This window comes from Bauldia litoralis (assembly GCF_900104485.1).
Lineage (GTDB): Bacteria > Pseudomonadota > Alphaproteobacteria > Rhizobiales > Kaistiaceae > Bauldia > Bauldia litoralis.
Genome location: NZ_FMXQ01000010.1, coordinates 77,683 through 103,565, shown reverse-complemented (window position 1 = coordinate 103,565; position 25,883 = coordinate 77,683). Strand labels below are relative to the sequence as shown.

Below are 25,883 nucleotides of genomic sequence, written 5' to 3'. Positions count from 1 at the left end.
CCCGCGACCAGCGCGGGGATGCCGTTCGGGGTGCCTTAGCGGCAGGGCTCTTTGTAGTATTTGCCCTTGTACTTGTAGTAGCAGGTGTTGCCGGTCGACTGGACCAGGATAGCGCCGGCCGCCGCGCCGATGCCGGCTCCGACGATCGCCGCGCCGAGCGAGCCGCCCGCCAGACCGACCACGGCCGCGCCGGTGGCGCCGCCAACCAGAGCCCCCTGGCCGGTCGTGCAACCGGTCAGCGCCAGTCCGGAGACCGCGGCGATGGTTATTGCAAGTTTCCTCATTGTGTCTGCTCCCTGTATGCGTACCCGACGGTAACGCCGACCGACCCATTACGGCCATGAGTCACCGAAAAAGACAATGAACTGCTTCGCTTACGTTCGTCTTTATTCGGCCGCCGCGGGAGCACGGCAGGCAGTTGGCGAACGCGGCCGGGCCGCCGGAAGCCTTAGAGAATGCCGGATTTTGGCGACAGCTTCGCCTGTTTGGTAAACCGGCGGATCACCATGTCGCGCTTTAGCTTCGACAGGTAGTCGATGAACAGCTTGCCGTTGAGGTGATCGATCTCGTGCTGCAGGCAGGTTGCGAGGACGCCGGTCGCCTCGATTTCCTGGGCCTTGCCGTCGCGATCCAGGAAGGCGACGCGAATGCTGTCAGGACGCTCGACCTCGGCGAAATAGTCAGGGATCGACAGGCAGCCTTCCTCACGCACCACGCCTTCGTCGGACGAGGCGAGGATCTGCGGGTTGATCAGCACCATCGGGTCGCGATCTGCCTCCTCGTCCTCGCGCTGCGCCACGTCGCAGACGAGCATCCGCCGCGGCACACCGACCTGGATCGCGGCCAGCCCGATGCCCGGCGCCGCGTACATCGCGTCCAGCATGTCGTCGGCGAATTTGCGCACGTCGTCGTCGACGCGCTCAACGGGTTCGCTGACGAGACGGAGTTTCCTGTCGGGGAGGGTGATGATATCGAGCTTTGCCACGGGTCTCAGATATGAAAGGCGGACGGCGCGGTCAAGCCGCCGCGGCCGGGATGAAGAGATGAAGAAGCCCAAGGCGCCGAAGACGCCCAAGGAGGGGAAGCCGCCGCGCAATCCGTTTGCGCGCGCGCTTCGCGATCCGCTCTACAAGCCAAAGGTGGCCAAGGGCAAGGACGAATACCGCCGGACGCCGAAACACCCGAAGCCGCCGGAAACGTCCGATGGTGACGACTGAGATATCGGTCAGAATTCGATCGGAATGGATGCCCATGCGATCGCCCCAATGTTCCTGATTTGTACTCATCGGCCGAATCAGCTAGCATAGGTCGATGAGCGAACACATTCTGGAACTGGGCGGACGGTCGTTCACCCTTGGCGAAGTCGTGGTTCTTGGCGGGGCGGCGCTGGCCGCCCTGTTGATTCTCACGCTGCTGATCGCCTGGCGGCGGGCGCTCGGCCGGGCCGAGCAGGCGCAGGCCCGCGCCGAGCAGGGACAGGTCTTCGAGGGCCAGGTGGCGGAACTCGTCCGTGCCCAGACCGAGATGCAGGGGCGGATGCAGACCATGGCCGAGGTCTTCGGCTCCCGGCAATCGGATCTGGTTCGCGGCCTCTCCGAGCGCATGGACGGCCTTGGCCACAAGCTCGGCCAGTCGATGACGGAGACCACGCGCAGCACGCATGAGAACCTGTCGCGGCTGGGCGAGCGGCTCGCGGTGATCGACAAGGCGCAGCAGAACATCACCACGCTGTCGAGCCAGGTCGTCGAGCTTCAGCACATTCTCGCCAACAAGCAGACCCGCGGCGCCTTCGGCGAGGCGCGGATGCAGGCGATTGTCCAGGACGGGCTGCCGAAGAATGCCTACGAGTTCCAGCGTACGCTGTCCAACGGCACGCGGCCGGACTGCGTCATCCTGTTTCCGAATGACGCGCCATCGCTGGTCATCGACGCCAAGTTTCCGCTCGAGGCGTGGAACACGATCCGCAGCGCGGAGAGCCCGGAGCTTGTGAAGGCTGCCGAGACGCGGTTTCGTCGCGACACCCAGAAGCACATCCAGGACATCGCCGACCGCTATCACATCTCCGGCGAGACCCACGACACCGCCTTCATGTTCGTGCCGTCGGAATCGATCTTCGCCGACATGCACGAGCGTTTCGAGGATATCATCCAGCGCGCCCACCGGGCGCGGGTGGTCATCGTCTCGCCGTCGCTGCTGATGCTGTCGGTGCAGGTGGTGATGTCGCTGCTCCGCGACGCCAACATGCGCGAGCAGGCCCATGTCATCCAGCACGAGGTGATCAAGCTGATGGAGGATGTCGCCCGGCTCGATGACCGCGTCCAGCGGCTCAAGGGGCATTTCGCCCAGGCCAACAAGGACATCGAGCAGATCGAGGTCTCCAGCAACAAGATCACCAAGCGCGGCGCCAGCATCGAGTCGGTCGAGATCGAGGTCGACGAAGAAAAGCCGAAGCGCCCGCCGGCGGCCAACAGCGATGGCCCGCCGGAACTGCCCTTCCGGACGGCCGGCGAAGGCTAGACCGGCGGCCGTCAAACAAAAGGCGAGAGACGTGAAAACCAGCCACTTCGTTCAGATCGCCAGAGCTCTCGGCATCGTGTGTGTTTCTGCCCTGGTGGTCGCGTCCCCGGCGTTTGCCGAAGATGCCCCCGGTTCGCAGGCCGCGCCGGACGCGGCCGTTTTCCGGGCGACGGTCGAACGGCTTCGCACCGAAAGCGGCGCCCGGGCGGTGCTGGCCGGCATATGGCAGGGCGATGCGCCCGGGGTCACGATCGCACTGGGCGAATCGATGACGCTGGTACCGGCCGAACCGGGCATGACGGTCAGGATCGGCGGCATCTCCCAGCTCTTCCTGGGGACGCTCCTGATGCGACTGGTCGAGCAGGGGCATCTCAGCCTTGACGACAAGATCTCGCAGTATCTTCCCGACCTGCTGTCGGCCGATGCGGTGACGGTCGCAATGCTGGCGCAGAACACTGCGGGCTACAAAGACTACGTTCGCGACGAAGCCTTTCTGGACCTGGTCCTGGAGGATCCGTTCCGACAGTTCTCGTCGCAGGAGATCATCGATTTCGCCACCAAGGACGGCGAAATGAATTTCCCGCCCGGCACGGAGCAACGGTATTCCCATACCGAATTCACGATCCTGCGCGAGGTGATCGAGCGGGCGACCGGACGTCCGATGGCCGAACTCTATCAAGCCGAGATTCTCGACCCGCTGGGGCTGACAGGAACCGGCTACAGCACGACGCCCGCCCTCCCGGACCCGGTGCTCCATGTCTACTCATCGGACCGGGGCGTCTACGAGGAGGCGACCTTCTGGAACCCCTCCTGGGCCGGGGAATCCGGCGCGCTCTACTCCAACCTGGACAACCTGGGCAGATGGGGCCCCGCATTCGGAACCGGCCAGCTCCTCGAGCCGGCGTCCTTCGAGGCGTTGATCAAGCGGCCCGATGCGGCGCCGGAGGAAGGCCCTTATTTCGCCGCCGGCTTCGTAGTGGCCAACGGGTGGTATTTCCAGAACCCGAACATCAACGGCTACACCGGGGTCATGGGCTACCTGCCCGCGAAGGACCTCACCCTCGCGGTGTTCGCGTCGCAGACCGCGGACCCGAAGGTGGTGCATCCCGCGTTCGAGATGTTCAGGGCGCTGGTTCTGGAGTTCGCGCCCGACTCGCCGCTCGGCCTCTAGACACAGGGTTCCTGACGCCAGAAGCGATGTGCGATTCCAAAGGTCGAGAGGCTGCCGTGCGGTGTCAGTAGCCCCGGCCGTGTTCTGCGAGGAAAGCCTTCTCTTCCTCGGTCGACTCACGGCCCAGCATCTCGTTGCGATGGGGAAAACGCCCGAACTTGCGGATGAGGTCGCGATGCTTGGTGGCGAAATCGAGCCCGAGCCTCTTGGCTTCGGCAAGTTCCTCCGGCGCGTTTACGGCCATCTCGGCGAAGTGGAGCAGCGCGCGGTCCTGGTCGGCGATGGCTTCGCTATGCTCGAAGGGCAGGCAGACGAAGGTCTGCTCGACGAGGTAGAAGCGATCGAGGCCGTCGACGAGCAGCGCATCGGCGATCGCCCGCGCCTTGCGGTCATAGGCGAAGGCCTCGCCGGTCGTCCGGTAGATGTTGCGGGGGAACTGGTCGAGCAGGACGATCAGGCCAACCTGTTCCTCGCGGCTGAGTTCGTCGAGATCCCAGGCGACGGCCGCGGCCGCTGCGATGGCGTCGCCCCATGTCTCGCGGATATGCGCGTCCGTTTCGTCCGATCGCTTGAACCAGATCTCGGCCTTTTCCGGATTGCGGTCGGCCGGCGCTGCAAGCGGGCCGAACCAGTAGCGGTGGATATCGCGAAGGATCGGCTGCATGGCGCTCTGTTCATCGGACGGCATGGGATTCCCTGTCTGCTGAAACAGCTTGTGGATGTTGGCACCTTTGTAGCGCCGGAACCGATCATGGCAAGCCGGGGACCGGCCGGCCCGAGCCGAAGCCACCTTCCACGAGAGACGATCCCGCGGTCGCTGAGGCCTGTCTGGCTCGGGTCGGCATGGCTGGTCGGTCAGGCGGCGTCGCGGGCCATCAACTGCTCGATGCTGTCATGGTCGGGTGCCGCGGGCGTGCCGCGGCCGACGGCGCCGCTCAACGTTTCGAGCAGCCGGTCGGTCATGCCGATGGCGACCGGCAGGTGCCCCGAGATGATCGCCGTGGGGTCGAAACGACGGATCCCGGCCAGGGCCCGGCCGAAGGCCTCCGGGTTGGCGACGCCAAGCCACGGAGCGTCGATCGCCGCCCAGGTGGTCAGGCCGTCGCGAAGCGCTTCCGGCCGGATCGCTGCCGCTTCCTCCGCAGGCGCCTGCATCAGTGCGCCGAAGGCATCTGCCGAGAACAGCACGCGGGTGCGGGTGTCGACGAAGCCGATTGTCTCCGGCGCGTCGTAATAGGCCGGCTTGACCGGAAACAATTCCCGGTCGCCGGCGTCCAGCGTCGCGCCCGGTTCAAGGAGGTGCACCCGCGATAGGTCGAATTCGCGAAGCGCCATTTTCCCCATGCCGAGGAAGTTGGTGACGATCTTCGCCTCCGGCGCAAGATCGAGGATCTGCTGCAGGTTGCCGAGGTGATCCGCATCCATGTGGCTCAGCCAGATCCAGCGAAGCGTCGACGGGTCGATCGTCTCGGCCAGCGCCGCGAGGAAGTCATCTCGCAACATGGACAGTCCGGTATCGACGAGCACCGGCTGTTGTGCCGCGATGACGAAGGCGTTGACCGGCAGCATGCCGAGGCCGGGGAGGGGGAAGTAGGATTCCAGGCAGGTGGTGTCGGGCGCGACCTGGCGCGCGCCAAGCATGGTCGGGGCTTCCAAGGTGTATCTCCTGATCGGGACTGTTGGGTGTCTTGCGGTGGGGGACTCTGGACAAACCGATTCATGTCGATCGGGCCGCGCCGATTACGCCCGGCCGCAGGCTTGCGCTGTGATCCCGGTCACATCGCTTGAGGGCCGCGATCTGTCGCGCAGGTTGGCCGTCGCGGCCGGGGCGCCTAGATAGGGGCGATGCAGGCCTTTGCCGCCCTCCTCGAACGACTGGTCCTGACGCCGCAGCGGAACGTCAAGCTGCGGCTGATGGTCGACTATTTCCGCAGCGTTCCCGACCCCGATCGCGGCTATGCGCTGGCAGCGCTGACCGGCGACCTGTCGATCGCCGCCGCCAAGCCGGCGATGCTGCGCGCCCTGGTAACCGACCGGGTCGACGAGGTGCTCTTCGCCTATTCCTATGATTACGTTGGCGATCTCGCCGAGACCATCTCGCTGGTCTGGCCGCGAAAGCCCGGCGCCAACCGGATTCCGGAGCTCGGCGAGGTCGTCGAAACCCTGCTTTCCGCATCGCGGAGCGACGGGCCGCGGCTGGTCGAGGGGCTGCTTGATGCGCTCGATGCCAGCGAACGCTGGGCGCTGATCAAGCTGGTCACCGGCGGCTTGCGGATCGGGGTTTCGGCGCGGCTGGCCAAGCAGGCATTGGCGGAATTCGGCCAGAAACCGGTCAACGACATCGAGGAAATCTGGCCCGGCATCACGCCCCCTTATGAGGCGCTTTTTGCCTGGCTGGAGGGGAGGGGGGAGCGGCCGAAATCCACGATTCCCGCGCCTTTCCGGCCGGTGATGCTGAGCCATGCGCTGGGCGACGACGAGCTTGCCGGCATCACGCCGGACCTCTATGCGGCCGAATGGAAGTGGGACGGCATCCGGGTCCAGGCGGTGCGGGAGGGCGATGTCGCCCGGCTCTATACGCGCACCGGCGACGATATTTCGACGGCATTTCCCGATGTGGTTCAAGCACTTGACTTCGAGGGCGCGCTCGACGGCGAACTGCTGATCGGCGCCCGGGAGGCGGCCGGATTCGTCACCGGATCCTTCTCCGCGTTGCAGCAGAGGCTGAACCGCAAGACGGTTTCCGCCAAGCTGATGGCCAGCCATCCGGCCTTTCTCAGGGTCTATGACTGTCTCGTGGACGGGGGGGAGGACACCCGCGGACACCCCTTCAGGGACAGGCGGGCGCGGCTCGAGGCGGTGGTGGGCGCGTCTGAATCGGACCGTCTCGATATCTCACCGCTGGTACCCTTCGAAAACGGCGACGCGCTCAAGGCACTGCGCGCCGCGCCACCGGAATCGGTGATCGAGGGGGTGATGCTGAAGCGCTGGGATTCGGTCTACGAGCCGGGCCGGCCGAAGGGACCGTGGTATAAATGGAAGCGCGATCCCCATGTCGTGGATGCGGTGCTGATGTATGCCCAGCGGGGACACGGCAAGCGGTCCTCCTTCTATTCCGACTACACCTTCGGCGTCTGGCGCGACGGCGCCGACGGCGACGAACTGGTGCCGGTCGGCAAGGCCTATTTCGGCTTCACCGACGAGGAGCTTGCCGAGATCGATCGCTTCGTCCGCAACAACACGACGAACCGCTTCGGCCCGGTGCGCGAGGTGACGCATACGATCGACAAGGGGCTGGTGATCGAGGTCGCCTTCGAGGGGCTGCAACGCTCGACCCGCCACAAGTCCGGCATCGCCATGCGGTTTCCGCGCGTGTCGAAGCTACGCTGGGACAAGCCGCCGTCCGAGGCCGACCGGCTGGAGACGCTGGAAAAGCTGATCCGGGAGTGATCGCGGCCGCGTTCGGTTTCAAAACGCCGCCGCTTTTCCTATATACGGCTGACAGTTGTTTCGGAGACGGATCATGAGCGGCACAGTCACGCGTTTTATCGGTGGGTCACCCGGCCGCGTCGTCTTCCAGCTCATCGCCATGTCCTTCGTCGTCGGCGTCATCCTCAGCCTGCTCGGCGTTTCGCCCTATGACATCCTCAACGGCCTCGAGCGGCTGGTCATGCGCATCTACAACATGGGCTTCGGCACCATCGAGTGGATCTTCCGCTACTTCCTGCTGGGCGCCGTGGTGGTCATCCCGATCTGGCTGATCATGCGGCTCCTGCGCGTCGGCCGCCGCGAGGGGTGATCGCCGCAATCGCGTTCGGATGAGGGCAGCGCCGACGCGCCGGACGTGATATCAGCCGGACCTCCGTCCGCCGGTTTGTCCCAAGTCGATGTCCACCGCCACCGTCCGTCCCTTCGAGGTCACCCATCGCGGCGTGCTGGCGATCGCCATTCCGATGACGCTCGCCTATCTGTCGACGCCGCTGGTCGGGCTGGTCGATACCGGGGTGATCGGGCAACTCGGCGACGCGGCGCTGATCGGCGGCATCGCGCTCGGCGCTGTGATCTTCGACATCGTCTTCACGACGATGAATTTTTTGCGGAGTGGCACCACCGGGCTGACAGCGCAGGCCCATGGCGCCCAGGACCGCACCGAGGTCGACGCGTCCTTCTTCCGGGCCCTGATCGTCGCCGTCGCCATCGGGTTTGCGGTGCTGGCGCTGAAGGATGTCATCCTCGAGGTGGCCCTGTCGCTGATCGGCGGCAGCGAGGCGGTGCAGGCGGCGACGCGGACCTATTACGGCATCCGCGTGCTGGCGACGCCCTTCGCGCTGATCAACTACGTCATCCTCGGCTGGCTGATCGGGCTGAACCGGGCCGGGCTGGCGCTGGTCCTCCAGACCGTCCTCAACGGCGTCAATATCGGGCTCAGCCTCTATCTCGTTCTCGGGCTCGACTATGGGGTCGCCGGCGTCGGCTGGGCGAGCTTCGCCGCCGAGGCGGTGACCGCGGCGGTCGGCTTCTTCATCGCCTTCGGGCTAATCGAGCGGATGCGCATGCCGCACCGTGGTGTGATCCTCGATCGCGGCGCCCTGATCAGGATGATCGCGGTCAATCGCGACATCATGATCCGCTCCTTCGCGCTGCTCTTCGCCTTCGCCTTTTTCACCTCGCAAAGTGCCGCCCATGGCGACGTCGTGCTGGCCGCCAACCAGGTGCTGATGACGTTGTTCTTCGTCGGCTCCTTCTTCCTCGACGGCATGGCGACGGCGGCCGAGCAGCTTGCCGGCCGCTCGGTCGGCGCCCGCTACCGGCCGGCCTTCGACCGCTCGCTGAAGCTGACGGTCGGCTGGGGCTTCGCCATCGGCTTCGCGGCGAGCCTGGTCTTCTGGATCGCCGGTCCGGCGATCATCGATGCGATGACCACCAACGAAGCGGTGCGCGAGACGGCGCGGCTCTACCTGCCCTTCGCGGCCCTGACGCCCCTGGTCGGCACGCTGGCCTTCCAGATGGACGGCGTCTTCATCGGCGCGACATGGTCGGCCGACATGCGCAACATGATGCTCCTGTCGCTGGCTCTCTACGTCGCCATCTGGTGGATGCTCACCCCGCTCCTCGGCGTCAGCGGGTTATGGATCGCGCTACTGGTGTTTCTCGGCGCGCGGGGCCTGTCGCTGCTCTGGCGGACGCGCGCCAGGGCGGCGATGGCGTTTCCGGGGGGCGGATAGCGAGGAGACCGAATAATCGGACGAAGGTGAGGTTGCGTGGCGCCTTGCCCGGCGCCACGCGTACCTGTGCTCAGTGAGGGTTACTTAGCCACCTCGACCCCCGGCGGCTGCCAGGTGCCTTTACCGACCGGCAGGACTGACGGGTCACCGGTCTTCGGCCAATACATCCGCAATGCCAGATAGATCGGTCCGTCCGGCGCCGGAAGCCAGTTCGATTCGTTCTCCGAACCGGGAGTGTCCTTCTGGATGTAGAGCGTCACGGATCCGTCGGCATTCTTCTTCAGGCTCGGCACCATCGGCGAGTTGATGAGATAGCGGTCGATCGGGTTCTTGATCAGAAGCTGGGTCTTGCCGTCATACATGGTGACTGACCAGAACGAGTTGACAGGCGGCAACGCGCCGGCGGCAAAGGTCAGCGTATAATTCTGCTTGCTGCCGTCGAGTTCGTCGCCATTGGCGGCGTTCCTGCCCAGGATGTAGACCGCCTCGGCCGCGTCGTTGCCGTAGATGCCCGCCGATGCGCCGGCTGCCCGCTTGATCCAGTCACCGCCGACAAACGAGGCGTCGCCCCACAGATCGCTTACCGACCATCCATTCGCCTTGAAAAGCTTCTCCCCGAGGTATTCCTTCAGCTTCGCTTCGCCATCCCGCATACCTTCCGCGATTTCGGCCTTGTGCCCAGTCGGCAGATCCTTGAATTCGAACGACTTGCCTGGCCCGACGCCGATCCTGGCGAGCCTGGCGCGCATGTCCGCCTCGACGGGAGTGGCAGGCGCGAACTGGAGAGCGAAATCCAGATACGCGAAGAAGTTGGTCTGGATCAGGTCCTTGTCGACCTTGGGAAAGTCGATGGCCGGAGCCGCCGCGGGTGCAGGCTTGCCCTGATATTCCGAAAGCGTGCTGACCTTGTAGCCGGCCTGAACCTTCTCGACATTGGGCATGTCATCGGGGCCGAAAAGCTGGGTGCGATAGATGGCGAGAGAGAACTGCGTCCCCGATTGGAACACCTTCTTGATGCCGTCAGGCGTCTCCCCCTTCCAGGCCGGACCGACGACCATGTAGTCGCCGGCGTCATTGCCCGTCGCGCGGCTGCCAATGTAGCCATAGTTGTAGGTATTGCCGTCGATCAGCTGGACTGAGTAGTAGCGATCAGTCTCCACCGCCGGGACCGACAGGACGATGGGCTCGGCCCGCAGATCCAGCCATGCGACGGAATATGGCGTGTCGCTGTTCGGACTGACGATCGTCGTGTCCTTGTAGGTGTAGACACGCGCTTCATTGTTGATCTCGTTGAAGGGCGCCTTGAATTGTCCCGAGTTCCGGTCGACAGCATAGTCATACATGATCGCGTAATTCATCACGATCGGCAGACCGTAGAGGTAACCCTCCTCGGCGATCGCCCGGGCCTCGTCGGAGTCCGGCCAGTCCTGGGCCTTCGCCGGTGCGGACACGGTCATGAAGACCGCGGCAGCGGCCAGCATTGCGTAGCCACGCATCAACCCAACATCCAAACGCATGCGACTTCTCCTGTTCCTGTTGCCTCGAGGGCCGGCCTGAACAACAGCGGCCGGTCGGCGCATGCCGACAGTTTGCTGAAGAGACCAATTGCGATTGCGGTTGCCGGGAATCGGGAAACAGCCTGCGTCAGGGACGCCTGAAGTCTGCCGCCCGCCGGGTTCGCCAATCAATTCACGTAGGCAAGAAATGAGCTTCCGATTTGCGCCATATCTTCATGCCGTACTAACACGCGTCGTTTGGCGGATGGATGTCGAAAACCATTCATTTCGCGCCAGGTATCGAGCGTATCCGGAGCGAGCGAATGGCTGATATCCCGGTCATTTCCAATCATGTGCTGCATGGAATGCCGGCATTCGTGCGCCACGAGATCGGACGAAGAGCATTGGTGCGGGCCAACCGCGCCGCTGGATTCGATCTCGAACGCCTCGAGGGGAAGAATTGCTTCATTCCTCACGCGGCAGTCGTCTCCTTCGTCGATACGGCGGCGCGAGCGGCCGGCGAAGCCAATCTCGGCATTCTGATGGTGCCCGAGATGAACGCTGCCAACTATGGCAGCTACGGGCGCTACCTGCTTGGAGCCGACAACCTCGGCCTGGCAATCGAGCGCGCGATCGCCGCGCTTCCCTATCACAGCACGGATGACAGGATGTCGGTCGCCGTCGTCGGCGGCGAGCTGCGATTCAGCTATGCCTTTGCCCTGGCCGGTTGCGCCGGATACGCGATCATCGCGGCCGCGGCCGCTGGCGTTCTTCTCAGCGTTTGCAGGAGTTACCTGCCGGCGGATTGGCGGCCGGTTCGCGTCGAGCTCGACATCGACACACCGCGCCAGCCGGGCATCTTCGAGGACGCCTTCGACTGTCCGGTCATCTTCAACGCTCCGGAGGTGACCATCGTCATCGAACGCCACCATATGACAGCGGCTTCGAGGCGCGCGCCAGAGCCGATGATCACCATCGAGGACGTGGCGCGCGACCGCCATGGCGGCGCGCCCCGGGACTTTCTCGATGTCATCAGGGAACACATCCTGACCCAGGTTCTCAGTGGCCACGCGTCGCTCGACAGTGCGGCGCGCTCGATGGACACCAGCACGCGAACGCTGCAACGCGAGCTGAATCGCGCCGGCACCGATTTCCGCAGCCTGGCGACCGCGGCACGAATGCAGAGGGCCAACGAACTGCTGCGTCACACCAATGGCTCGATCTTCCAGGTTTCGGCGGAACTGGGATATTCGTCACCGGCCAATTTCGCGCGGGCTTTCCGAAAGGCCACCGGCAGAACACCGCGGGATTTTCGCACACGCAGGTGAGAGGGAGGCCGACGATGCCGGGACCGGATTCGTCAGCGTCAACGCCGGCGGCAATCGATTTTCCGGAAAGGGCGGGAAGCGTGCTTCAGCGCCGATTGCGCCGCCAGCCGGAAGTGATATGGAAGCAGCGAATTTTCCAGGCGTACGGTCTGGTGGTCTCTTGAAGGACATGACGGGAATGAGCGACGTGAAGGCGCCCAGGAAGGGCGATGCTGCCTCGAAGAAGCCGGAGGCAACCAAGACCGAAGTCAAGTCGACCGAGGCGAAGACGCCGGATGCCGGGAAGCCGGAAAAGGCGACTGAAACCGCTTCGGCGGAGACGCCGGCGGCCAAGGCGGATGCGGCGCCCAAGTCGGCATCCCAGACGTCGATCAGTCATTTTTCGAGCGTCTCGACGCCGGCCTACCGGGCAGGCTGGGAAGCGATATTCGGTGGCGCTGCCGCCAGGAAGACGAAATCGAAGGCCAGCGACGGGGATGATTTTCCGGATTCGCTCGTCATCACCGACGAGGACATCGACGCGGAATTGAGAGCCGCTCTCTACAAGGCCTTTCAGAAGAAGGCGCGCAGCCAGGGCTTCAGTCTGGCCAAGGCGAAGAAGACGGCCGATATCGCCTACAATCTCGATTGTCATCTCATCAGGAAGTAGCCGCCCGACGGGGTGAAATCGCCCGGTGGCACGCGGGGCGGCCCAGGCTCCCGTCTATCGACGAGGATTATTGGCCGAAGAGCCGCCGCGTCGCGCGCGCCAGGCGGGAGGCTTTCGACTTGCGGAGCCGGCGGTTCTTCCTGGCGAGCCGCCTGACCCGCCTGGTCTTTGCCGCGTTTCGGGACTTCAGGCGGGCGTTTTCCTGCAGGAGGCGATCGCGTTCGGTCGCGGCCTGCTGCATCGCAAGCCGATGCTTGTCGGCCTGCGCCGCGATGGCATCGGCGAGCGACGTTGCAGCGTCGCCGGATGCGACGGCCGGATCGGGTGCGATCCATCGATCCATGCTCCCCTCCGCGGCCAGGCGCTCGAAGCATTTGCGGATGAAGGCGCCGCTCTTCTCGGGCGTGTTTGGCCTGATCCAGTAGGTCTGGCCTTCCCGGGAGACGCACACCCGGTCGAGGATGAAGTGCTGGAAGAACAGGTGCTCTTCCACGCTGGTGCAGGTTGGCAGGACCGCTTCGAGGAAGCCGGTGAAGACCGTGGTCCATGCGCCGAGCTTTTCCTCGTCGGACGCGCGGCGCATCTGCTTGTGGTAGTTGTCGTCGTGAAGTCTCCGCAGGTAGATCGGCTCGGGCAGCCGGAGGAAGCTGCCCCAGCGCAGGACCTTGGCCAGCCACACGAAGATCTGCTGGTTGGAGCGAAATTCGTCGACGCGGACCGGGCCGGCCTGGGCGATCGCGTCCTTCCGGATGATGCCGCGGCACGGCGTTGCCGTGATCCGCTCAATGAACCGCTTCAGGCGTTGATGGGTGTCGCCTTCGATCGAGGGCTCGGCCTCGATGTGTGACGCCTCGCCGAAGTACCGGCAATCCGCGTAGACGATCGCCGCGTCGGGCCGCTGATCGGCAACGGCCAGCAGCTTCTCGAAGAAGTCGGGGGCGGTCGTATCGTCATGCTGCCGATAGCAGAAGAATTCGCCGAGAGGCTGTTGCAGCAGCCAGTTGAAATTGCCGACCCAGTCGAGGCGCTCCTCGTGGATCACCATGCGGAAGCGGCTGTCGGCCAGGAAGGGGCGGCAGGCCTCGGCGCTGGCCTGGTCGTTGCCGTCGACCGAGATGATGACCTCGAAATCCGTGAAGGTCTGGGCCTGCAGGGCGCTGAGCGCCTCGGCCACGAGGTCCTGGCCGTCGTGGAGCGGCATGCCGACAGTAATTCGTGCAGTCAATTCCGGCCTCCGGTAAGCGCCCGCCAGCAGTCTACGATCCGGCCCATGCCTCGGTATCACGTCCGACGATCTCGGTGACCGACGCCACGCCCTCGCGGGCCAGCAGCTTCGGCAATTCGGCGAGGATGCGGGCCGGCAGGCCGGGGCCGGCATAGACCATGCCGGTGTAGAACTGGACAAGATCGGCGCCGGCCAGAAGCTTGCCGAGCACGGTTTCGGCCGACTCGACGCCGCCGACGCCGACCAGCACCATCCTGCGGCCGACGATCCGGCGGACCCTGGCGAGCATGACGGTCGAGGCGTGGTAGAGCGGCGCGCCGGAGAGGCCGCCGGTCTCGGCCGCCGCCGGGTCGCCGGCGACCGCCTCGCGGGCGATCGTCGTATTGGAGACCACCATGCCCTCGACGCCGGAGCGCAGCGCGATCTCGGTGGTGGCGGCAAGCGCCTCGTCGTCGAGGTCGGGCGCGATCTTGAGCAGGATCGGCACCTTGCTCTTCGCCAGGTCGCGCGCCTCGAAGATCCGCGACAGGAGCTCGCTCAGCGCCACCTCGTGGTGGAGATCGCGCAGGCCCGGCGTATTGGGCGACGAGATGTTGACGGTGAAGTAGTCGGCGACATCGGCGAAGCGGTAGATGCCGGCGGCATAGTCGCCGACGCGGTCTGCGGCGTCCTTGTTGGCGCCGACGTTGACGCCGACGATGCCGGGGCGACCCTTGCGGGCGGCGAGCCGGCGATGGACCGCGACGGCGCCTTCGCCGTTGAAGCCGAGCCGGTTGATCATCGCCCGGTGGCGCGGCAGGCGGAAGACGCGGGGCCTGGGATTGCCGGCCTGCGGCTTCGGCGTCACCGTGCCGACCTCGGTGAAGCCGAAGCCGAGGGCGAGCAGCGCGTCGGGAACCTCGCCATTCTTGTCGAAGCCGGCGGCCATGCCGATCGGGTTGGGAAAGTCGAGGCCGAGGAGCTTTTGCGATAGCGCCGGGTGACGGCGCTGCGGGCGGGGGTGAATGCCGGTCGCCAGCGCCTTCAGCGCCAGTTTATGGGCGGCCTCGGGATCGAGCGAGAAGAGGACCGGCCGCAGGAGATCGTAGCCGCTCATCCGGCGAGATCGGGCAAAGCGTGGCGGCCGTCCGCGCCGAGCGGCATCGGCTTGACCCAGACCACCGCGTCGAGGTCGAGGGGGGCGTAGAGATGGGGGAAGAGGTCGCCGCCACGCGAGGGTTCGTTGCGCAGTGCCGCGCCGAGTTTGTCGGTATCGACCGCGACGAGGACGAGGTTGTCGACGCCGGCGAAATGCAGCCGCGCCGTCTCGGCCGTCTGCGCACCGGTGGAGAAATGGATGTAGCCGTCCCTGGCGTCGATGCCGGCGCCATGGAAGACGCCGGCCGCCTCGGCCTCGCGCCACAGCGGCGCCGGACAGATCTTGTAGATGATGGCCATGCGGGGTGCCTCGGCTGGATTCGGTTCGGGGGGACGGTAGGCACCGCCCGGCGTCGGGGCAAGGTCACACTCGCGGCACGATTCGTGGTAAAATCCTCGTCTACGGAGTTGAACGCGAGCCATGCGTCGTCACGCGATCGCCGCCTGCCTGCTGGGCCTGATGGTCGTCCCGGTTTCCGCCGAGGAGCCTGGGACCGGTCGCTATGCGATTCAGCCGAGCGTCGACGGCTTCATTCGCCTCGATACCGAGACCGGGGCGATGGCGCATTGCACCCGCCGCGACGGCGTCTGGCGCTGCGAGACGCTGGCCGAGGAGAAGGGCGCGATCGAGGCGCTGGACGCGACGGTGCGGGCGCTGGGCGCGCGGCTCGACGATGTCGTCGGGAGGCTCGCCGCGCTCGAGGCGGGCAAGCCGGCCGTCGAGGCCGAACCGCCTGAGACCGTCACCGGGATCGAGCCGGCGCCGGGCTTTGCCGAACTGCTGGTCGGCCGACTGTTCCAGCTGGTGCGCGACATCAGGGCCGAGCGCCAGCCGAACAGCTGACGGCTCAGTGCCGCTTCTTGAAACGCTCGGTCGCCGCGACCAGCCCGGAGACGATGCCCGGCTCCGACATGGCGTGGCCGCTGTCCGGGACGATATTGAGGTCGGCCTGCGGCCAGGCCCGGTGCAGGTCCCAGGCAATCGAGGCCGGCGTGCAGACGTCGTAGCGGCCGTGGACGATGGCGCCGGGAATGTCGCGCAGGATGCCGGCATTGGCGATCAGCTGGCCATCGCTCTCCATGAAGCCGCCATTGATGAAATAGTGGCACTCGATGCGGGCGAAGGCGGTGGCGTAGGTCGGGTTGCCGAAGGCCGCGACACGGGCCGGATTGGGCAGCAGCGACAGCGCCGCGCCCTCCCACATGCTCCACGCCCGGGCGCAGGCGAGCAGCGTCTCCTCGTCGTCGCCGGTCAGCCGCTTGTGATAGGCGGAGACCATGTCGCCGCGCTCCTCGACCGGGATCGGCGCGAGGAAATCCTCCCATGCATCGGGCAGGATGTTCGAGGCGCCTTCCTGGTAGAACCACTGGATCTCCTTGCGGCGGAGCGTAAAGACGCCGCGCAGGATGATCTCGGTCACCCGCTCCGGATGGGTCTCGGAATAGGCGAGCGCCAGGCAGGCGCCCCACGAGCCACCGAAGACCTGCCAGCGCTCGATGCCGAGATGCTCGCGGATGCGTTCGATGTCGGCGACGAGGTCCCAGGTGGTGTTCTCCCGCAGTTCCGCATGCGGCGTCGAGCGGCCGGAGCCGCGCTGGTCGAACATGACGATGCGGTAGACGGCGGGATCGTGGAAGCGCGGCATGGTCGGGTTGGTGCCGGCGCCGGGGCCGCCATGCAGAAGTACCACGGGCTTGCCGTCCGGGTTGCCGTATTCGGCGACATGCAGTTCGTGCAGCTCCGAGACCTTGAGGCGCTCGACGCGATTGGGCTGGATCGGCGGGAAAAGCGATAGCGGCGCGGTCATCGGGTCGCGAACTCCGGGTATGGGACGGAAGGGCGGGCCGGGCTAGACGGCATGGTCTTCGAGGACCGGGTCCGGGCTCGGGCGGCGAATGGCGTCGACCACCGCGATCCGGGCATCGGAGGGCGCGGCGCCCAGCAGGCTGACAACGACGGTAACGGCAAGTCCGATCGGTACACCGAAGATCGCGGCGGCGGCGGCCGAAAGACCATCCGTCAGGCCGACGATCGGCAGCGGCTCGATCGATCCGGCGCGCAGCATCAGGACATAGGCGGCAGTGACGCCGAAGCCGGCGATCATGCCGAGAGCCGCGCCGCGGAACGTCGTGCGCCGCCACCAGATGCCGAGGATGACGGCGGGAAAGAAGCCGGCGGCGGCCAGCGACGGCGCGGCGAAGGCGATGGCGAGGGCATCCTCCGGAGCGCTGGCGGCGAGCCAGCCGCCGGCGGCGACGAAGAGGATCAGGAAGAGGCGGGCGATGAATAGCCGACGGCCGGCCGGAGCGCGGCGGTTGACCAGCATGGTATAGAAGTCGTGGCCGGCCGATGCGCCGAGCGCCATCGCCACCGCGCCGGCGGTGCCGAGCGCCGCTGCAAGAACAGCCGCCGCAATCAGCGCGGTGAGCACATAGGGCAGGCCGGTGATATCGGCGAAGCCGAGCATCACCACCTCGGCGGCGATGGCGACGTCACCCGGCGCCAGGCCGTTGACCACCGCCGACGCGCCGCAGGCGGTGCTGATTGCCGCGACCGTCGTGATGGCGTCGCCACAGACCCGCACCAGCCCGTCGGCGCCATAGTCGAAGAACCATGCCGGCAGGTCGGCGAGCTCGGTGCCGACGACTTCGGCGAGGATCGCGGACTTGGCGAAGGCGGCGAACGCCGGCGCTGTGGAGGCGACGACTGCGACCACCAGCAGCGCCCATCCGGCCGAGAGGCGGGCGTCGGCGATACCGCGCGTCGTGCCGCTCCGGGCGAGCACATGCGGCAGGCAGACCACGCCGGCGACGATGCTCAGCGCCAGGGCGAAGAGGTTGAAGCCGTCGAGGCCGCCGTCCGGGAACCCGCCGGTCGAGAAGACCGTGAGCGACGCGGCATCGGCCAGGGCATTCTGCGCCATTGCGTCGCCATAGGTCAGCTGGGGGATCGGCAGGCCGTAGAGCTGGAGCGAGTAGACCAGCGCCGGGGTGACGACACCGATCAGTATCACGATCGCCTGGGCGCCGGCGGCCAGTGTCACGCCGCGCATGCCGCCGAACAGCGAGGACAGGAGCAGGACCATGCACACTGCCGCGACCGCGGTCGTCGGATCGATGTGCAGCGATGCACCCGCCACCCGGCCCGCGACGACGATGGCCGCCGCCAAGAGCGGCAGCGAGCAGGCGAGGAGGACGACGATGCCAAGGATCCGCACCAGCGGATTGCCGAAACGGACGGCGAGGAAGTCGGGCAGCGTCACCGCCCCGGACTTGCGGTAATAGGGAGCGACCGCGATGGCGAGGAGGGTGAGGCCCCCCGCCCAGCCGACCGAGAGCGCCAGGCCGGCGGTCTCGCCAGCATAGAACGCCCCGGCGATGCCGAGGAAGCCGGCGCTGGCCAGCATGGCGGCTGCGGTCGCCATGCCGTTGAAGCCGGCGGAGACGGTGCGGCCCGCAACATAGAAATCCGACAGCGACAGCGTCCGCGCCACGACGCCCATCACCGCGTAGACGACCACCGTGATCATGATCACAAGCACCGCCGTCACCCGATCCGGCAGGCCGAATTCGCCGAGCAGGGCGATGACCACGACGGACAGGGCGAAGGCGGCGGCGAGAAGGCCGAAGACCTTGCCAGGCCCGCGACCGCGATGGGCGCTCAGGGCCATGGACTCAATCCTCGAACAGGCCGTGGCGACGGTCGATCGCCTCCTGCCGATGCACCGCCCAGAAGACGATGCCGGCGAGGACGAAGGGCAGGCCGGTCGCGGCAAGCACGAAGCCGGCCGGGAAGCCGTTCCCGTTGGCCGGATCGGCCAGGGCGAGGAACAGCAGTGTCACGACAATCGCCGCGATCATCGTCGCGCCGGCAAGGATACCGGTCTCGCGCCATCTGGGGTTGTAGCCGGCGTCCGCCATCGGCGATCACCCTTCTTTCCATGCGATTCGTTGTCCACAGCATCGCACGGGGCACGGGGTTTCGCACTTGGCAAGAGCCTGTTCTTCATTGCCAAACATTTGGATTGAAGGTACCCACAACGGTGTGCGGCGGTTGTAAGGATAGTCGACGTCTATTCCCGCGCACGCGAGAAGAGGGGGCGATCAATGCTCAAGGAATTCAAGGAATTCGCGCTGAAAGGCAATCTCGTCGATCTGGCGGTGGCGTTTATCATTGGCGCAGCCTTCAGTGGCCTGGTGCAATCGGTGGTGAATGACCTGATCATGCCAATCGTCGGTTTCATCACCGGCGGCGTCGATTTCAGCGAGATGTATATCCAGTTGTCCGGCGAACCGCAGCCGACGCTTGAACAGGCACGCGCTGCCGGCGCGACGCTGGCCTACGGCAACTTCATCACGCTCCTGATCAACTTCCTCATCGTGGCCTGGGTGCTGTTCCTGATTATCAAGGCGATGAACCGGATGAAGAAGAAGCAGGAAGCGGCTCCGCCGGCACCGGCCGAGCCGACCAAGGAAGAAGTGCTGCTCGCGGAAATCCGCGACCTGCTTGCCAAGAAGGGCTAGGCAGCCGCACTATCCGGGTTCTGCCGCGTCGACTCGCTTGGCGCGGCAGACCTGAAACGCCGCCACTGCATCGGGCGGTCGTGACTCACCTGCGTAGCGTCCCATGCGACCAACCGACCTGACCTCGATCCTGCGCCCGGAGGCGCGGGGAGCGCCTGAAAGCGGCATCGTCGAGGTCTTCGACTATGGCCGAAACCGGCCCGGCCTGATCCCGCTCTGGGTTGGCGAGGGCGACCTGCCGACCCCGGCCTTCATCGCCGACGCGGCGGCCCGATCGCTCGCCGACGGCGAGACCTTCTACACCTATCAACGCGGTGTCCCGGAACTGCGGGCGGCACTGTCCGCGTATCACCAGCGGACGTTCGGCGGCGCTTTTTCCGATGAGCGGTTCTACGTCACCGGCGGCGGCATGCAGGCGATCCAGATCGCGGTGCGGATGGTCGCCGGCACCGGCGACGAGGTGCTGGTGCCATCGCCCGCTTGGCCGAACATCACCGCGGCGGTCGGGGTCGCGGGGGCCGTGCCGGTCGCCGTGCCGATGACCTTCGGCAATGCCGGCTGGTCGCTCGATCTCGACAGGCTGTTCGACGCCGCGACCGAGCGGACCACGGCGATCTTCGTCAATTCGCCATCCAACCCGACCGGCTGGACCGCGACCCGGGCCGAACTCGAGGCCATTCGCGCCTTCGCCGCACAGCGCGGATTGTGGATCATCGCCGACGAGGTCTATGGGCGCTTCTTCTATGAAGGCGCGCGGGCGGCGTCCTTCTACGATTTCGCCGATCGCGACGAGCGGATCCTTTTCGTCAATACCTTCTCGAAGAACTATGCGATGACCGGGTGGCGGATCGGCTGGATTTCGGCGCCGGTCGAACTCGGCCAGACGATCGAGAACCTGATCCAGTATTCGACATCCGGCGTTGCCGCCTTCATGCAGCGCGGCGCCACGGCGGCGCTGAACGACGGCGACGATTTCATCGCGACGCAGGTCGCGCGGGCCCGCGAAGGGCGACGGATCGCCTGTTCGGGGCTCGCCGCGACCGGTCGCGTCCGGCTCACCGAACCGGCCGGCGCCTTCTATCTCTACTTTGCCATCGATGGCGAAGCCGACTCGCGCGCCGCGGCGCTGCGCATGGTCGACGAGGCGAATGTCGGTGTCGCGCCCGGGACCGCTTTCGGCGATGACTCCGGGTTCATGCGGCTTTGCTTCGCCCGCGGCGCCGCCCAGATCCAGGAAGCGACCGACCGCATGGTCGAATGGCTTGCGCGCCGCTAGGGACGGTTTCGACCGCCCCGGTGCTCAGTCGAGAACGTCGATGACGATTGCGCCGATCTCGGCGCCCGTGGCATCGCCCGGAATTCCAGGCTCGATGATGATGGCATTGCCGGTCGGGTCCGTCCGCATCGTCGGCACCCGCCAGGTCAGGTCGATCGGAGCGAATTCCCTGGTCAGGTTGGCCGTCTTCCAGTAGCTGACGGCCAGGCCGCTCTGGAAGGCGAAACGCAGGTTCGCGGTGCCGTTCTCACGGGCCGACCGCGCCATGACGATGACGCGGACGGTGTGACCGCCAAGCCGGGCGGCGAGCCCGGGCCCGATGATCGCCTTGGCGCCGGCCGACCCGGCCGAACTGGCGATGCGAGCCGAACTGCCGTCGAAGCGCACCGGGTTGCTCGGATCCGTCTCGAAAATCGTCGGGTCGCTGCCATCGAAAAGCATGAAGCGGTGGATGGTGCCCTCGGCGGGCGGTGGCAGACCGGCGGTCTGGGCCGGAGCGGCGGGCGTTGCCGGGGCGGGCGTCACGACGGCAGGCGGCTGGCCGGCAACGTCAGGCCCCTCTGTCGCCGGCATGAGAATATAGGCGGTGAGCGCGATCAACGCGACGGCCAGAACGCCGACGGCGGCAACCAGGATGCCGACCCGGGGCTCCACGGACGATCCCCGCGATCCGGCCTGCTTCGGCGGGGCGGTCTTGCCGGTCGCGGGACGTCGCGCCGGCTTCTTGGGCGGCGCGCGCCGGGTATCCGACGCGGGCTGGCGCCGCGGTGCCGGCGCACGCTCGCGTGACTCAGGGCGAACCTCGGCGCGCGGCGGCGGCGCGACCAGAACCGCTTCTTCCTCGTAGTGGTGGTAGCCAGCCATCTCCCGTGCCTGGCTCACTGGCACTGGCAGGTAGGACCGTGAAGGCGCCGCCTCGATCGCCTCTTCGGCGTCGTCTTCATTGGGGGCGTCCGCGTAGGCAGCGTCGTCGTCCGGCCGATCGTCGTCGACTGTCTCGTCGTCGTAGCCATCGGTCTCCGGCTCGTCGTCGTCGGGTTTCGTCCGCAGTTCGGCGCGAGGCGCCACTTCCGGACCATCGTCCCCGGTCTCCGGCGGCTCATCCGGATCGGAATTCAGGGCGGCCTCGACGGCGAGGCTGCGGATATCGAGGGTGCTGAGGAGTTCGGTCAGCGACGTCCGGCCCGGCGCCGGGCGAGCGGCCGGACGGGCCGGCTCTTCGTTGGCTGTGGGCGGGGCGACTTCGCCCGGATCGGCTTTCCCGGCATCGTCATCGTCGGAAGGCGGGTGGGCGCCGCTGCCGCCAAAGGCCGGCGCATAGTCCGCTTCCTGGTCGTAGCCGTCGATGATTGGCGGGGACGGCGCTGGCTCGGGCTCCGCCTCGTCGACGGTCTCGGGCATGCCCTCGAAGACCTCGACGACGTTGCTTTCGATCTGGTCGACGGCGAGGTCGAACTGGCCGATGCGGGCATCGATCTCGTCTTCCGCCAGCGGCGGGTCGTAAGACCACAGCCGGCGGATCATCGCGGTCCGGGCCTGGGAATAGGTCGCCTCGCGATCGCGCGCCGAGCGGAGGCCGCGATCGATGATCGACTGGGTCAGGACCGAATAGAAGTCACTCATACCTGTAAGAACTGTCCTTCATATGCAGGCAGGCCGGCGCGACCTAGGCCTTGGCCAGGATCGACGGATCGTTGAGGATCAGCGGATCCGGCTTTCGTACGACATCGGCGTCCTTGCCCGGATAGTCAATGATCGAGAGCACATGCCGGATGATGTTGAGCCGCGCCCGACGCTTGTCGTTGGCCCGCACGACCGACCAGGGTGTCGCCGGCCGATGGGTGGCCGTGAACATTTCGTCCCGGGCGCGGGTGTAATCGTCCCACTTGTGCATGGCCTTATAGTCAATCGGCGATAGTTTCCAGATCTTCAACGGGTCGTGGCGGCGCTCGAAAAAGCGCTTCAACTGCGTCGCCTGGCCGATATTCAGCCAGAATTTCAGCAAGATGATGTCCTGCTCGATCAAAAGGTGCTCGAACGCCGGCACCGCCTCGAGGAAGGCCCGGTGCTGCTCGGGGGTACAGAAGCCCATCACCGGCTCGACACCGGCGCGGTTGTACCAGGAGCGGTCGAACATCACCATTTCGCCACGCGTCGGCAGGTGGGCGACGTAGCGCTGGAAATACCACTGGCCTTGTTCGACCTCGCTCGGCTTCGGCAACGCGACGACGCGCGCCGAGCGCGGATTGAGATACTGCCGCAGCGCGAAGATCGATCCGCCCTTGCCGGCGGCGTCGCGGCCCTCGAAGACCAGGACGATCCGCAGTCCGGCCTCGCCGACATGGCGCTGAAGCTTGACCAGTTCGATCTGGAGCTGTTCGAGTTCCTCCTCGTAGAGCTTGTCCTTGATCTGCTTGTCGTAGGGATAGCCGTCGGAGGACAGCGCCTCGCGATCGACCCATTCGGGCAGGATCGGGTCGTCGAGGTCGAAGCTGCCGGACGGGGTCTTGATCCGTGGGGCATCCTCCGTCGGGGCGATCGACGGCGGCAGCGGCTCCCGGGCCCGCGGCTTCCTGCGCGCCTTGCCGTCCTTCTTCTTGTCGCCCATCGGTTCCCCTGACCTTGTTTCCGCTCCGGCGTCCATCGACTCATGTTGGCGTCGTTCGCGACGACCTTATATATCCTGCGACGCGACCGGGTCACCATCGGGGTGATTCGGGCATTCGCAAGGCGAAGCCAGTGGAAGCGGAGCCGGCGTCGATGGCCAGCGACGACACGGAGGACAAGGGTAGCCGTATCGCCCCCCCGGAAGTGCCGGCTTTCCGTCGGCTTTTCGAGGCGCGATGGATCATTGTCGCCTTCGCTGCGCTGCTGGCGATCCTTGCCTTCACCGGGATGGTCGGCTGGACGCCTGCACTGGTGCTGCTGGGCGGGCTGGTCTTTTTTGTTGCCCTGATCGGCCGGAGCGGTTCCGTGGCGCGCCCGGCCTCGGTGTCTCGCCCGACGGAGCAGATCTGGCCCGAGACCGGGATCAAGCTGTTTTCCGAGGCGCTGCCCGATCCCTGCATGGTGCTCGACCGGCGGGGCGTCGTCCGCTTCGCCAACAGCCGGGCGATCGCTGCCTTCTCGATCCGGCCGGGCGATCCGCTGGCCTTCCGCTTGCGGGTTCCGGACCTTCTCGCCGCCTTCGACAGGGTCGCCAAGGGCGGCCCGGCGGAAGGGGTGGAATTCGCCGAACGGGTGCCGACCGAGCGCTGGTTCGCCGCCTGGTTCGCGCCCTTCGACGCCGGGCACCGCCAGGGAAATTTCATCGCGCTGATCCTCGACGATCTGACCGAGCGCCACCGCAGCGAGCGGATCCGGGTGGATTTCGTCGCCAATGCCAGCCACGAGTTGCGCACGCCGCTGGCCTCGCTGGCCGGCTTCATCGAGACCTTGCAGGGGCCGGCGCGCAACGATACCGAGGCCCGTGAGCGCTTCCTCGGCGTCATGCAGGAACAGGCCAACCGGATGAGCCGTCTGGTCGACGACCTCTTGTCGCTGTCCCGGATCGAGATGAAGCAGCACGTCCGGCCGTCCGGCGAGGTCGATCTCTGCTCGGTGATCCGCCACCTTGGCGATGCCCTCGAGCCGTTGTCGAGCGAGATGAAGGTGACGATCGAGGCCGACCTGCCCGAAACGCCGGTTCTGGTCGCGGGCGATCGTGACGAACTGATCCAGGTTTTCGAGAATCTGCTCGAAAATGCGTGCAAATACGGCCAGTCCGGCGGCCGCGTCGAGGTTGCGGTCAACCCGGCGCGGGGCGAGGAGGGATCGACCGTCACCGTCCGCGACTTCGGACCGGGAATCCCGGCCGAGCACATTCCCCGGTTGACGGAGCGCTTCTACCGGATCGACGTCGATGCCAGCCGGAAACACCGGGGAACCGGCCTCGGGTTGGCCATCGTCAAGCACATCCTCGCGCGCCACCAGGCCCGGATGAGCGTTGAAAGCCGCCCTGGGGAAGGGGCGGTCTTCCGTGTCATTTTTCCACAGGGGGCTGCTCAAGCCGTTCCGGAGCCGAGAGAAATAAGCGATATAAGTCAGACAGTTACATCGTCATAAAACTGTAATACTTCTGTCACAGAAACAATACCAAGCGTCTCTAGGTTCCCGTCTCGCACCCCGGGCGCCACGCCGGCTCCCGAACCCGAAACTTGTCCCATCAGGGAGACACCAGGTGAAAACCAAGCTTCTTACCGGTCTCGCGGCCGTTGCGCTCGCGACGACGGCCATGTCCGGCGCGGCTTCCGCGCGCGACCAGATCCGCATCGTCGGCTCCTCGACGGTGTTCCCGTACACGCAGGCGATTGCCGAGCAGTTTGCCAACATGACCGGCAACCCGGCTCCGGTTGTCGAGTCGACCGGCACCGGCGGCGGCATGAAGATCTTCTGCGAGGGTGTTGGCGAGGACAAGGCCGACATCACCGGCGCTTCCCGCGCGATGAAAGAGTCCGAGTTCAAGGCCTGCATCGAAGGCGGTGTCGACTCGATCACCGAAGTGCAGATCGGCTTTGACGGCCTGTCCTTCGCCCATGCCAAAGACGGCCCGGATGTCGGCTTCACCAAGGCCCAGCTCTTCCAGGCGCTCGCCGCCGAGGTAGAGGTTGATGGCGAAGTCGTTGCCAACCCCTACAAGAAGTGGTCGGAGATCGACTCCTCGCTTCCCGATTTCGAGATCACTGTCTTCGGTCCCCCGCCGACCTCCGGCACCCGCGACGCGTGGGTCGAACTGGTGATGGAAGAGGGCTGCGAAGAGTTCCCGGCGATCGAGGCTCTTGACGAAGACCGCATGAAAGACGTCTGCGCCCGCATGCGCACCGACGGTCCGTTCGTCGAGGCCGGCGAGAACGACAACCTCATCGTCCAGCGCCTGAATGCCGACCACAACGCTTACGGCATCTTCGGCTACTCGTTCCTCTACGAGAACCTCGACACGATGAAGGGTGCTGCCGTCGACGGCATCGCGCCGACGACCGAGACCATCGCCGACGCTTCCTATCCGGTTTCGCGCCCGCTGTTCTTCTACATCAAGAACGCGCATCGCGGCGTTATCCCGGGCCTTGACGAGTTCATTGTCGAGTACGTTTCCGAGGAAGCCATGGGTGACGGCGGTTACCTGAGCGAGCGCGGCCTCATCCCGCTCTCGCCGGAGAAGCGCGAAGCCGTTCGCGACGCCGCTGTCAACGGCAAGAACAACCTCGGCTTCGGCAGCTAAGCCTGGTTTGACAATCACCGCCGCGCCCGACGAGGGCGCGGCGGATTCTCTCTCAGATTTCGTTGATGTCGACGGTTT

General features: G+C 66.1%; 26 protein-coding genes. 13 read left to right on the top strand and 13 right to left on the bottom strand.

What is annotated here, in order from left to right; translation table 11 throughout:
• Positions 1-35: 35 nt before the first annotated feature.
• Positions 36-284, bottom strand: a complete 249-nt coding sequence (locus BLT60_RS20605) for a hypothetical protein (protein ID WP_090879584.1) — start codon at positions 282-284, stop codon at positions 36-38.
• A gap of 164 nt (positions 285-448) precedes the next feature.
• Positions 449-985 (bottom strand): peptide deformylase, encoded by a 537-nt coding sequence (gene def / locus BLT60_RS20600; RefSeq protein ID WP_090879581.1) that lies wholly within the window; start codon positions 983-985, stop codon positions 449-451.
• Positions 986-1,043: 58 nt separating this feature from the next.
• Here def and BLT60_RS24460 point away from each other — a divergent pair, with 58 nt between their 5' ends.
• From BLT60_RS24460 to BLT60_RS20590, 3 genes are all read left to right on the top strand, one after another.
• A complete protein-coding gene (locus BLT60_RS24460) occupies positions 1,044-1,217 on the top strand; it encodes a DUF7230 family protein (RefSeq protein ID WP_175478556.1) in 174 nt (57 codons plus the stop codon).
• Between the two features lie 94 nt (positions 1,218-1,311).
• On the top strand, positions 1,312-2,517 hold the full coding sequence (locus tag BLT60_RS20595; protein ID WP_090879578.1) for a DNA recombination protein RmuC: 1,206 nt from the start codon (positions 1,312-1,314) through the stop codon (positions 2,515-2,517).
• Positions 2,518-2,548: 31 nt separating this feature from the next.
• The gene (locus tag BLT60_RS20590; RefSeq protein WP_175478555.1) at positions 2,549-3,688 is read left to right on the top strand and encodes a serine hydrolase domain-containing protein; all 1,140 of its coding nucleotides are present in this window, start codon (positions 2,549-2,551) and stop codon (positions 3,686-3,688) included.
• Between the two features lie 64 nt (positions 3,689-3,752).
• Here the strand turns inward: BLT60_RS20590 and BLT60_RS20585 are convergent, their stop codons facing one another.
• Both BLT60_RS20585 and BLT60_RS20580 read right to left on the bottom strand, forming a co-directional pair.
• On the bottom strand, positions 3,753-4,376 hold the full coding sequence (locus BLT60_RS20585) for a DUF924 family protein (RefSeq protein ID WP_090879573.1): 624 nt from the start codon (positions 4,374-4,376) through the stop codon (positions 3,753-3,755).
• Between the two features lie 167 nt (positions 4,377-4,543).
• Complete coding sequence (locus tag BLT60_RS20580; RefSeq protein ID WP_139167910.1) at positions 4,544-5,344, bottom strand: MBL fold metallo-hydrolase; 801 nt, start codon at positions 5,342-5,344, stop codon at positions 4,544-4,546.
• A 189-nt stretch (positions 5,345-5,533) separates the two neighbouring features.
• On the opposite strand from BLT60_RS20580, the gene BLT60_RS20575 reads away from it, so the two are divergent.
• The 3 genes from BLT60_RS20575 to BLT60_RS20565 all read left to right on the top strand — a co-directional run bounded on the left by BLT60_RS20575 (position 5,534) and on the right by BLT60_RS20565 (position 8,913).
• On the top strand, positions 5,534-7,138 hold the full coding sequence (locus BLT60_RS20575) for a cisplatin damage response ATP-dependent DNA ligase (RefSeq protein ID WP_090879567.1): 1,605 nt from the start codon (positions 5,534-5,536) through the stop codon (positions 7,136-7,138).
• A gap of 73 nt (positions 7,139-7,211) precedes the next feature.
• Positions 7,212-7,487 (top strand): DUF6460 domain-containing protein, encoded by a 276-nt coding sequence (locus BLT60_RS20570; protein WP_090879565.1) that lies wholly within the window; start codon positions 7,212-7,214, stop codon positions 7,485-7,487.
• A gap of 88 nt (positions 7,488-7,575) precedes the next feature.
• Positions 7,576-8,913, top strand: coding sequence for an MATE family efflux transporter (locus BLT60_RS20565; RefSeq protein ID WP_090879562.1), 1,338 nt, complete (start codon positions 7,576-7,578; stop codon positions 8,911-8,913).
• A gap of 80 nt (positions 8,914-8,993) precedes the next feature.
• Here BLT60_RS20565 and BLT60_RS20560 read toward each other — a convergent pair whose 3' ends face one another.
• The gene (locus BLT60_RS20560) at positions 8,994-10,430 is read right to left on the bottom strand and encodes a DUF1254 domain-containing protein (protein ID WP_090879560.1); all 1,437 of its coding nucleotides are present in this window, start codon (positions 10,428-10,430) and stop codon (positions 8,994-8,996) included.
• Between the two features lie 302 nt (positions 10,431-10,732).
• Between BLT60_RS20560 and BLT60_RS20555 the strand changes: the two genes are divergently transcribed.
• Together BLT60_RS20555 and BLT60_RS20550 are read left to right on the top strand one after the other, a co-directional pair.
• Entirely contained in the window at positions 10,733-11,737 is a 1,005-nt protein-coding gene (locus BLT60_RS20555; RefSeq protein WP_090879557.1) for a helix-turn-helix transcriptional regulator, read from the top strand.
• A gap of 178 nt (positions 11,738-11,915) precedes the next feature.
• Complete coding sequence (locus BLT60_RS20550; RefSeq protein ID WP_139167909.1) at positions 11,916-12,386, top strand: hypothetical protein; 471 nt, start codon at positions 11,916-11,918, stop codon at positions 12,384-12,386.
• 67 nt (positions 12,387-12,453) lie between these two features.
• On the opposite strand, the gene BLT60_RS20545 is transcribed toward BLT60_RS20550, so the two are convergent.
• Genes BLT60_RS20545 through BLT60_RS20535 form a run of 3 tightly spaced genes read right to left on the bottom strand, consistent with a single transcriptional unit; the run spans position 12,454 to position 15,048 of the window.
• Entirely contained in the window at positions 12,454-13,611 is a 1,158-nt protein-coding gene (locus BLT60_RS20545) for a glycosyltransferase (protein ID WP_175478554.1), read from the bottom strand.
• Between the two features lie 31 nt (positions 13,612-13,642).
• On the bottom strand, positions 13,643-14,707 hold the full coding sequence (locus tag BLT60_RS20540) for a quinone-dependent dihydroorotate dehydrogenase (protein WP_090879549.1): 1,065 nt from the start codon (positions 14,705-14,707) through the stop codon (positions 13,643-13,645).
• The gene (locus BLT60_RS20535) at positions 14,704-15,048 is read right to left on the bottom strand and encodes a DUF952 domain-containing protein (protein ID WP_090879546.1); all 345 of its coding nucleotides are present in this window, start codon (positions 15,046-15,048) and stop codon (positions 14,704-14,706) included. The genes BLT60_RS20540 and BLT60_RS20535 overlap by 4 nt, the downstream gene beginning before the upstream one ends.
• 121 nt (positions 15,049-15,169) lie before the next feature.
• Between BLT60_RS20535 and BLT60_RS20530 the strand changes: the two genes are divergently transcribed.
• Positions 15,170-15,592, top strand: coding sequence for a hypothetical protein (locus tag BLT60_RS20530; protein ID WP_090879543.1), 423 nt, complete (start codon positions 15,170-15,172; stop codon positions 15,590-15,592).
• Between the two features lie 4 nt (positions 15,593-15,596).
• On the opposite strand, the gene pip is transcribed toward BLT60_RS20530, so the two are convergent.
• Genes pip through BLT60_RS20515 form a run of 3 tightly spaced genes read right to left on the bottom strand, consistent with a single transcriptional unit; the run spans position 15,597 to position 18,669 of the window.
• Positions 15,597-16,556: a prolyl aminopeptidase gene (pip, locus tag BLT60_RS20525; protein ID WP_090879540.1), complete on the bottom strand. Its 960-nt coding sequence runs from the start codon at positions 16,554-16,556 to the stop codon at positions 15,597-15,599.
• A 42-nt stretch (positions 16,557-16,598) separates the two neighbouring features.
• The gene (locus BLT60_RS20520) at positions 16,599-18,419 is read right to left on the bottom strand and encodes a VC_2705 family sodium/solute symporter (RefSeq protein WP_090879537.1); all 1,821 of its coding nucleotides are present in this window, start codon (positions 18,417-18,419) and stop codon (positions 16,599-16,601) included.
• Positions 18,420-18,423: 4 nt separating this feature from the next.
• On the bottom strand, positions 18,424-18,669 hold the full coding sequence (locus BLT60_RS20515) for a DUF4212 domain-containing protein (RefSeq protein ID WP_090879533.1): 246 nt from the start codon (positions 18,667-18,669) through the stop codon (positions 18,424-18,426).
• Positions 18,670-18,855: 186 nt separating this feature from the next.
• Here BLT60_RS20515 and mscL point away from each other — a divergent pair, with 186 nt between their 5' ends.
• On the top strand, positions 18,856-19,272 hold the full coding sequence (gene mscL / locus BLT60_RS20510) for a large conductance mechanosensitive channel protein MscL (RefSeq protein ID WP_090879530.1): 417 nt from the start codon (positions 18,856-18,858) through the stop codon (positions 19,270-19,272).
• A 103-nt stretch (positions 19,273-19,375) separates the two neighbouring features.
• Positions 19,376-20,548: a pyridoxal phosphate-dependent aminotransferase gene (locus tag BLT60_RS20505; RefSeq protein WP_090879527.1), complete on the top strand. Its 1,173-nt coding sequence runs from the start codon at positions 19,376-19,378 to the stop codon at positions 20,546-20,548.
• Positions 20,549-20,572: 24 nt separating this feature from the next.
• Here BLT60_RS20505 and BLT60_RS20500 read toward each other — a convergent pair whose 3' ends face one another.
• Together BLT60_RS20500 and ppk2 are read right to left on the bottom strand one after the other, a co-directional pair.
• On the bottom strand, positions 20,573-22,171 hold the full coding sequence (locus BLT60_RS20500) for a hypothetical protein (RefSeq protein WP_090879524.1): 1,599 nt from the start codon (positions 22,169-22,171) through the stop codon (positions 20,573-20,575).
• A 43-nt stretch (positions 22,172-22,214) separates the two neighbouring features.
• On the bottom strand, positions 22,215-23,156 hold the full coding sequence (ppk2, locus tag BLT60_RS20495) for a polyphosphate kinase 2 (protein WP_090879521.1): 942 nt from the start codon (positions 23,154-23,156) through the stop codon (positions 22,215-22,217).
• 152 nt (positions 23,157-23,308) lie between these two features.
• Here ppk2 and BLT60_RS20490 point away from each other — a divergent pair, with 152 nt between their 5' ends.
• Together BLT60_RS20490 and BLT60_RS20485 are read left to right on the top strand one after the other, a co-directional pair.
• The gene (locus BLT60_RS20490) at positions 23,309-24,652 is read left to right on the top strand and encodes an ATP-binding protein (protein WP_090879870.1); all 1,344 of its coding nucleotides are present in this window, start codon (positions 23,309-23,311) and stop codon (positions 24,650-24,652) included.
• A gap of 115 nt (positions 24,653-24,767) precedes the next feature.
• Positions 24,768-25,805: a substrate-binding domain-containing protein gene (locus BLT60_RS20485; protein ID WP_244521369.1), complete on the top strand. Its 1,038-nt coding sequence runs from the start codon at positions 24,768-24,770 to the stop codon at positions 25,803-25,805.
• Positions 25,806-25,883: the final 78 nt, after the last annotated feature.

What these genes read in the sequence shown, in the direction of transcription:
- BLT60_RS20560 (WP_090879560.1), bottom strand. Translation starts at nt 10,430, where the DNA reads ATGCGTTTGGATGTTGGGTTGATGCGTGGCTACGCAATGCTGGCCGCT.
- BLT60_RS20570 (WP_090879565.1), top strand. Translation starts at nt 7,212, where the DNA reads ATGAGCGGCACAGTCACGCGTTTTATCGGTGGGTCACCCGGCCGCGTC.
- BLT60_RS20575 (WP_090879567.1), top strand. Translation starts at nt 5,534, where the DNA reads ATGCAGGCCTTTGCCGCCCTCCTCGAACGACTGGTCCTGACGCCGCAG.
- mscL (WP_090879530.1), top strand. Translation starts at nt 18,856, where the DNA reads ATGCTCAAGGAATTCAAGGAATTCGCGCTGAAAGGCAATCTCGTCGAT.
- pip (WP_090879540.1), bottom strand. Translation starts at nt 16,556, where the DNA reads ATGACCGCGCCGCTATCGCTTTTCCCGCCGATCCAGCCCAATCGCGTC.
- BLT60_RS20555 (WP_090879557.1), top strand. Translation starts at nt 10,733, where the DNA reads ATGGCTGATATCCCGGTCATTTCCAATCATGTGCTGCATGGAATGCCG.
- BLT60_RS20535 (WP_090879546.1), bottom strand. Translation starts at nt 15,048, where the DNA reads ATGGCCATCATCTACAAGATCTGTCCGGCGCCGCTGTGGCGCGAGGCC.
- BLT60_RS20515 (WP_090879533.1), bottom strand. Translation starts at nt 18,669, where the DNA reads ATGGCGGACGCCGGCTACAACCCCAGATGGCGCGAGACCGGTATCCTT.
- BLT60_RS20540 (WP_090879549.1), bottom strand. Translation starts at nt 14,707, where the DNA reads ATGAGCGGCTACGATCTCCTGCGGCCGGTCCTCTTCTCGCTCGATCCC.
- BLT60_RS20595 (WP_090879578.1), top strand. Translation starts at nt 1,312, where the DNA reads ATGAGCGAACACATTCTGGAACTGGGCGGACGGTCGTTCACCCTTGGC.
- BLT60_RS20565 (WP_090879562.1), top strand. Translation starts at nt 7,576, where the DNA reads ATGTCCACCGCCACCGTCCGTCCCTTCGAGGTCACCCATCGCGGCGTG.
- BLT60_RS20505 (WP_090879527.1), top strand. Translation starts at nt 19,376, where the DNA reads ATGCGACCAACCGACCTGACCTCGATCCTGCGCCCGGAGGCGCGGGGA.
- BLT60_RS24460 (WP_175478556.1), top strand. Translation starts at nt 1,044, where the DNA reads ATGAAGAAGCCCAAGGCGCCGAAGACGCCCAAGGAGGGGAAGCCGCCG.
- BLT60_RS20605 (WP_090879584.1), bottom strand. Translation starts at nt 284, where the DNA reads ATGAGGAAACTTGCAATAACCATCGCCGCGGTCTCCGGACTGGCGCTG.
- BLT60_RS20550 (WP_139167909.1), top strand. Translation starts at nt 11,916, where the DNA reads ATGAGCGACGTGAAGGCGCCCAGGAAGGGCGATGCTGCCTCGAAGAAG.
- BLT60_RS20585 (WP_090879573.1), bottom strand. Translation starts at nt 4,376, where the DNA reads ATGCCGTCCGATGAACAGAGCGCCATGCAGCCGATCCTTCGCGATATC.
- BLT60_RS20530 (WP_090879543.1), top strand. Translation starts at nt 15,170, where the DNA reads ATGCGTCGTCACGCGATCGCCGCCTGCCTGCTGGGCCTGATGGTCGTC.
- BLT60_RS20520 (WP_090879537.1), bottom strand. Translation starts at nt 18,419, where the DNA reads ATGGCCCTGAGCGCCCATCGCGGTCGCGGGCCTGGCAAGGTCTTCGGC.
- BLT60_RS20490 (WP_090879870.1), top strand. Translation starts at nt 23,309, where the DNA reads ATGGCCAGCGACGACACGGAGGACAAGGGTAGCCGTATCGCCCCCCCG.
- BLT60_RS20500 (WP_090879524.1), bottom strand. Translation starts at nt 22,171, where the DNA reads ATGAGTGACTTCTATTCGGTCCTGACCCAGTCGATCATCGATCGCGGC.
- ppk2 (WP_090879521.1), bottom strand. Translation starts at nt 23,156, where the DNA reads ATGGGCGACAAGAAGAAGGACGGCAAGGCGCGCAGGAAGCCGCGGGCC.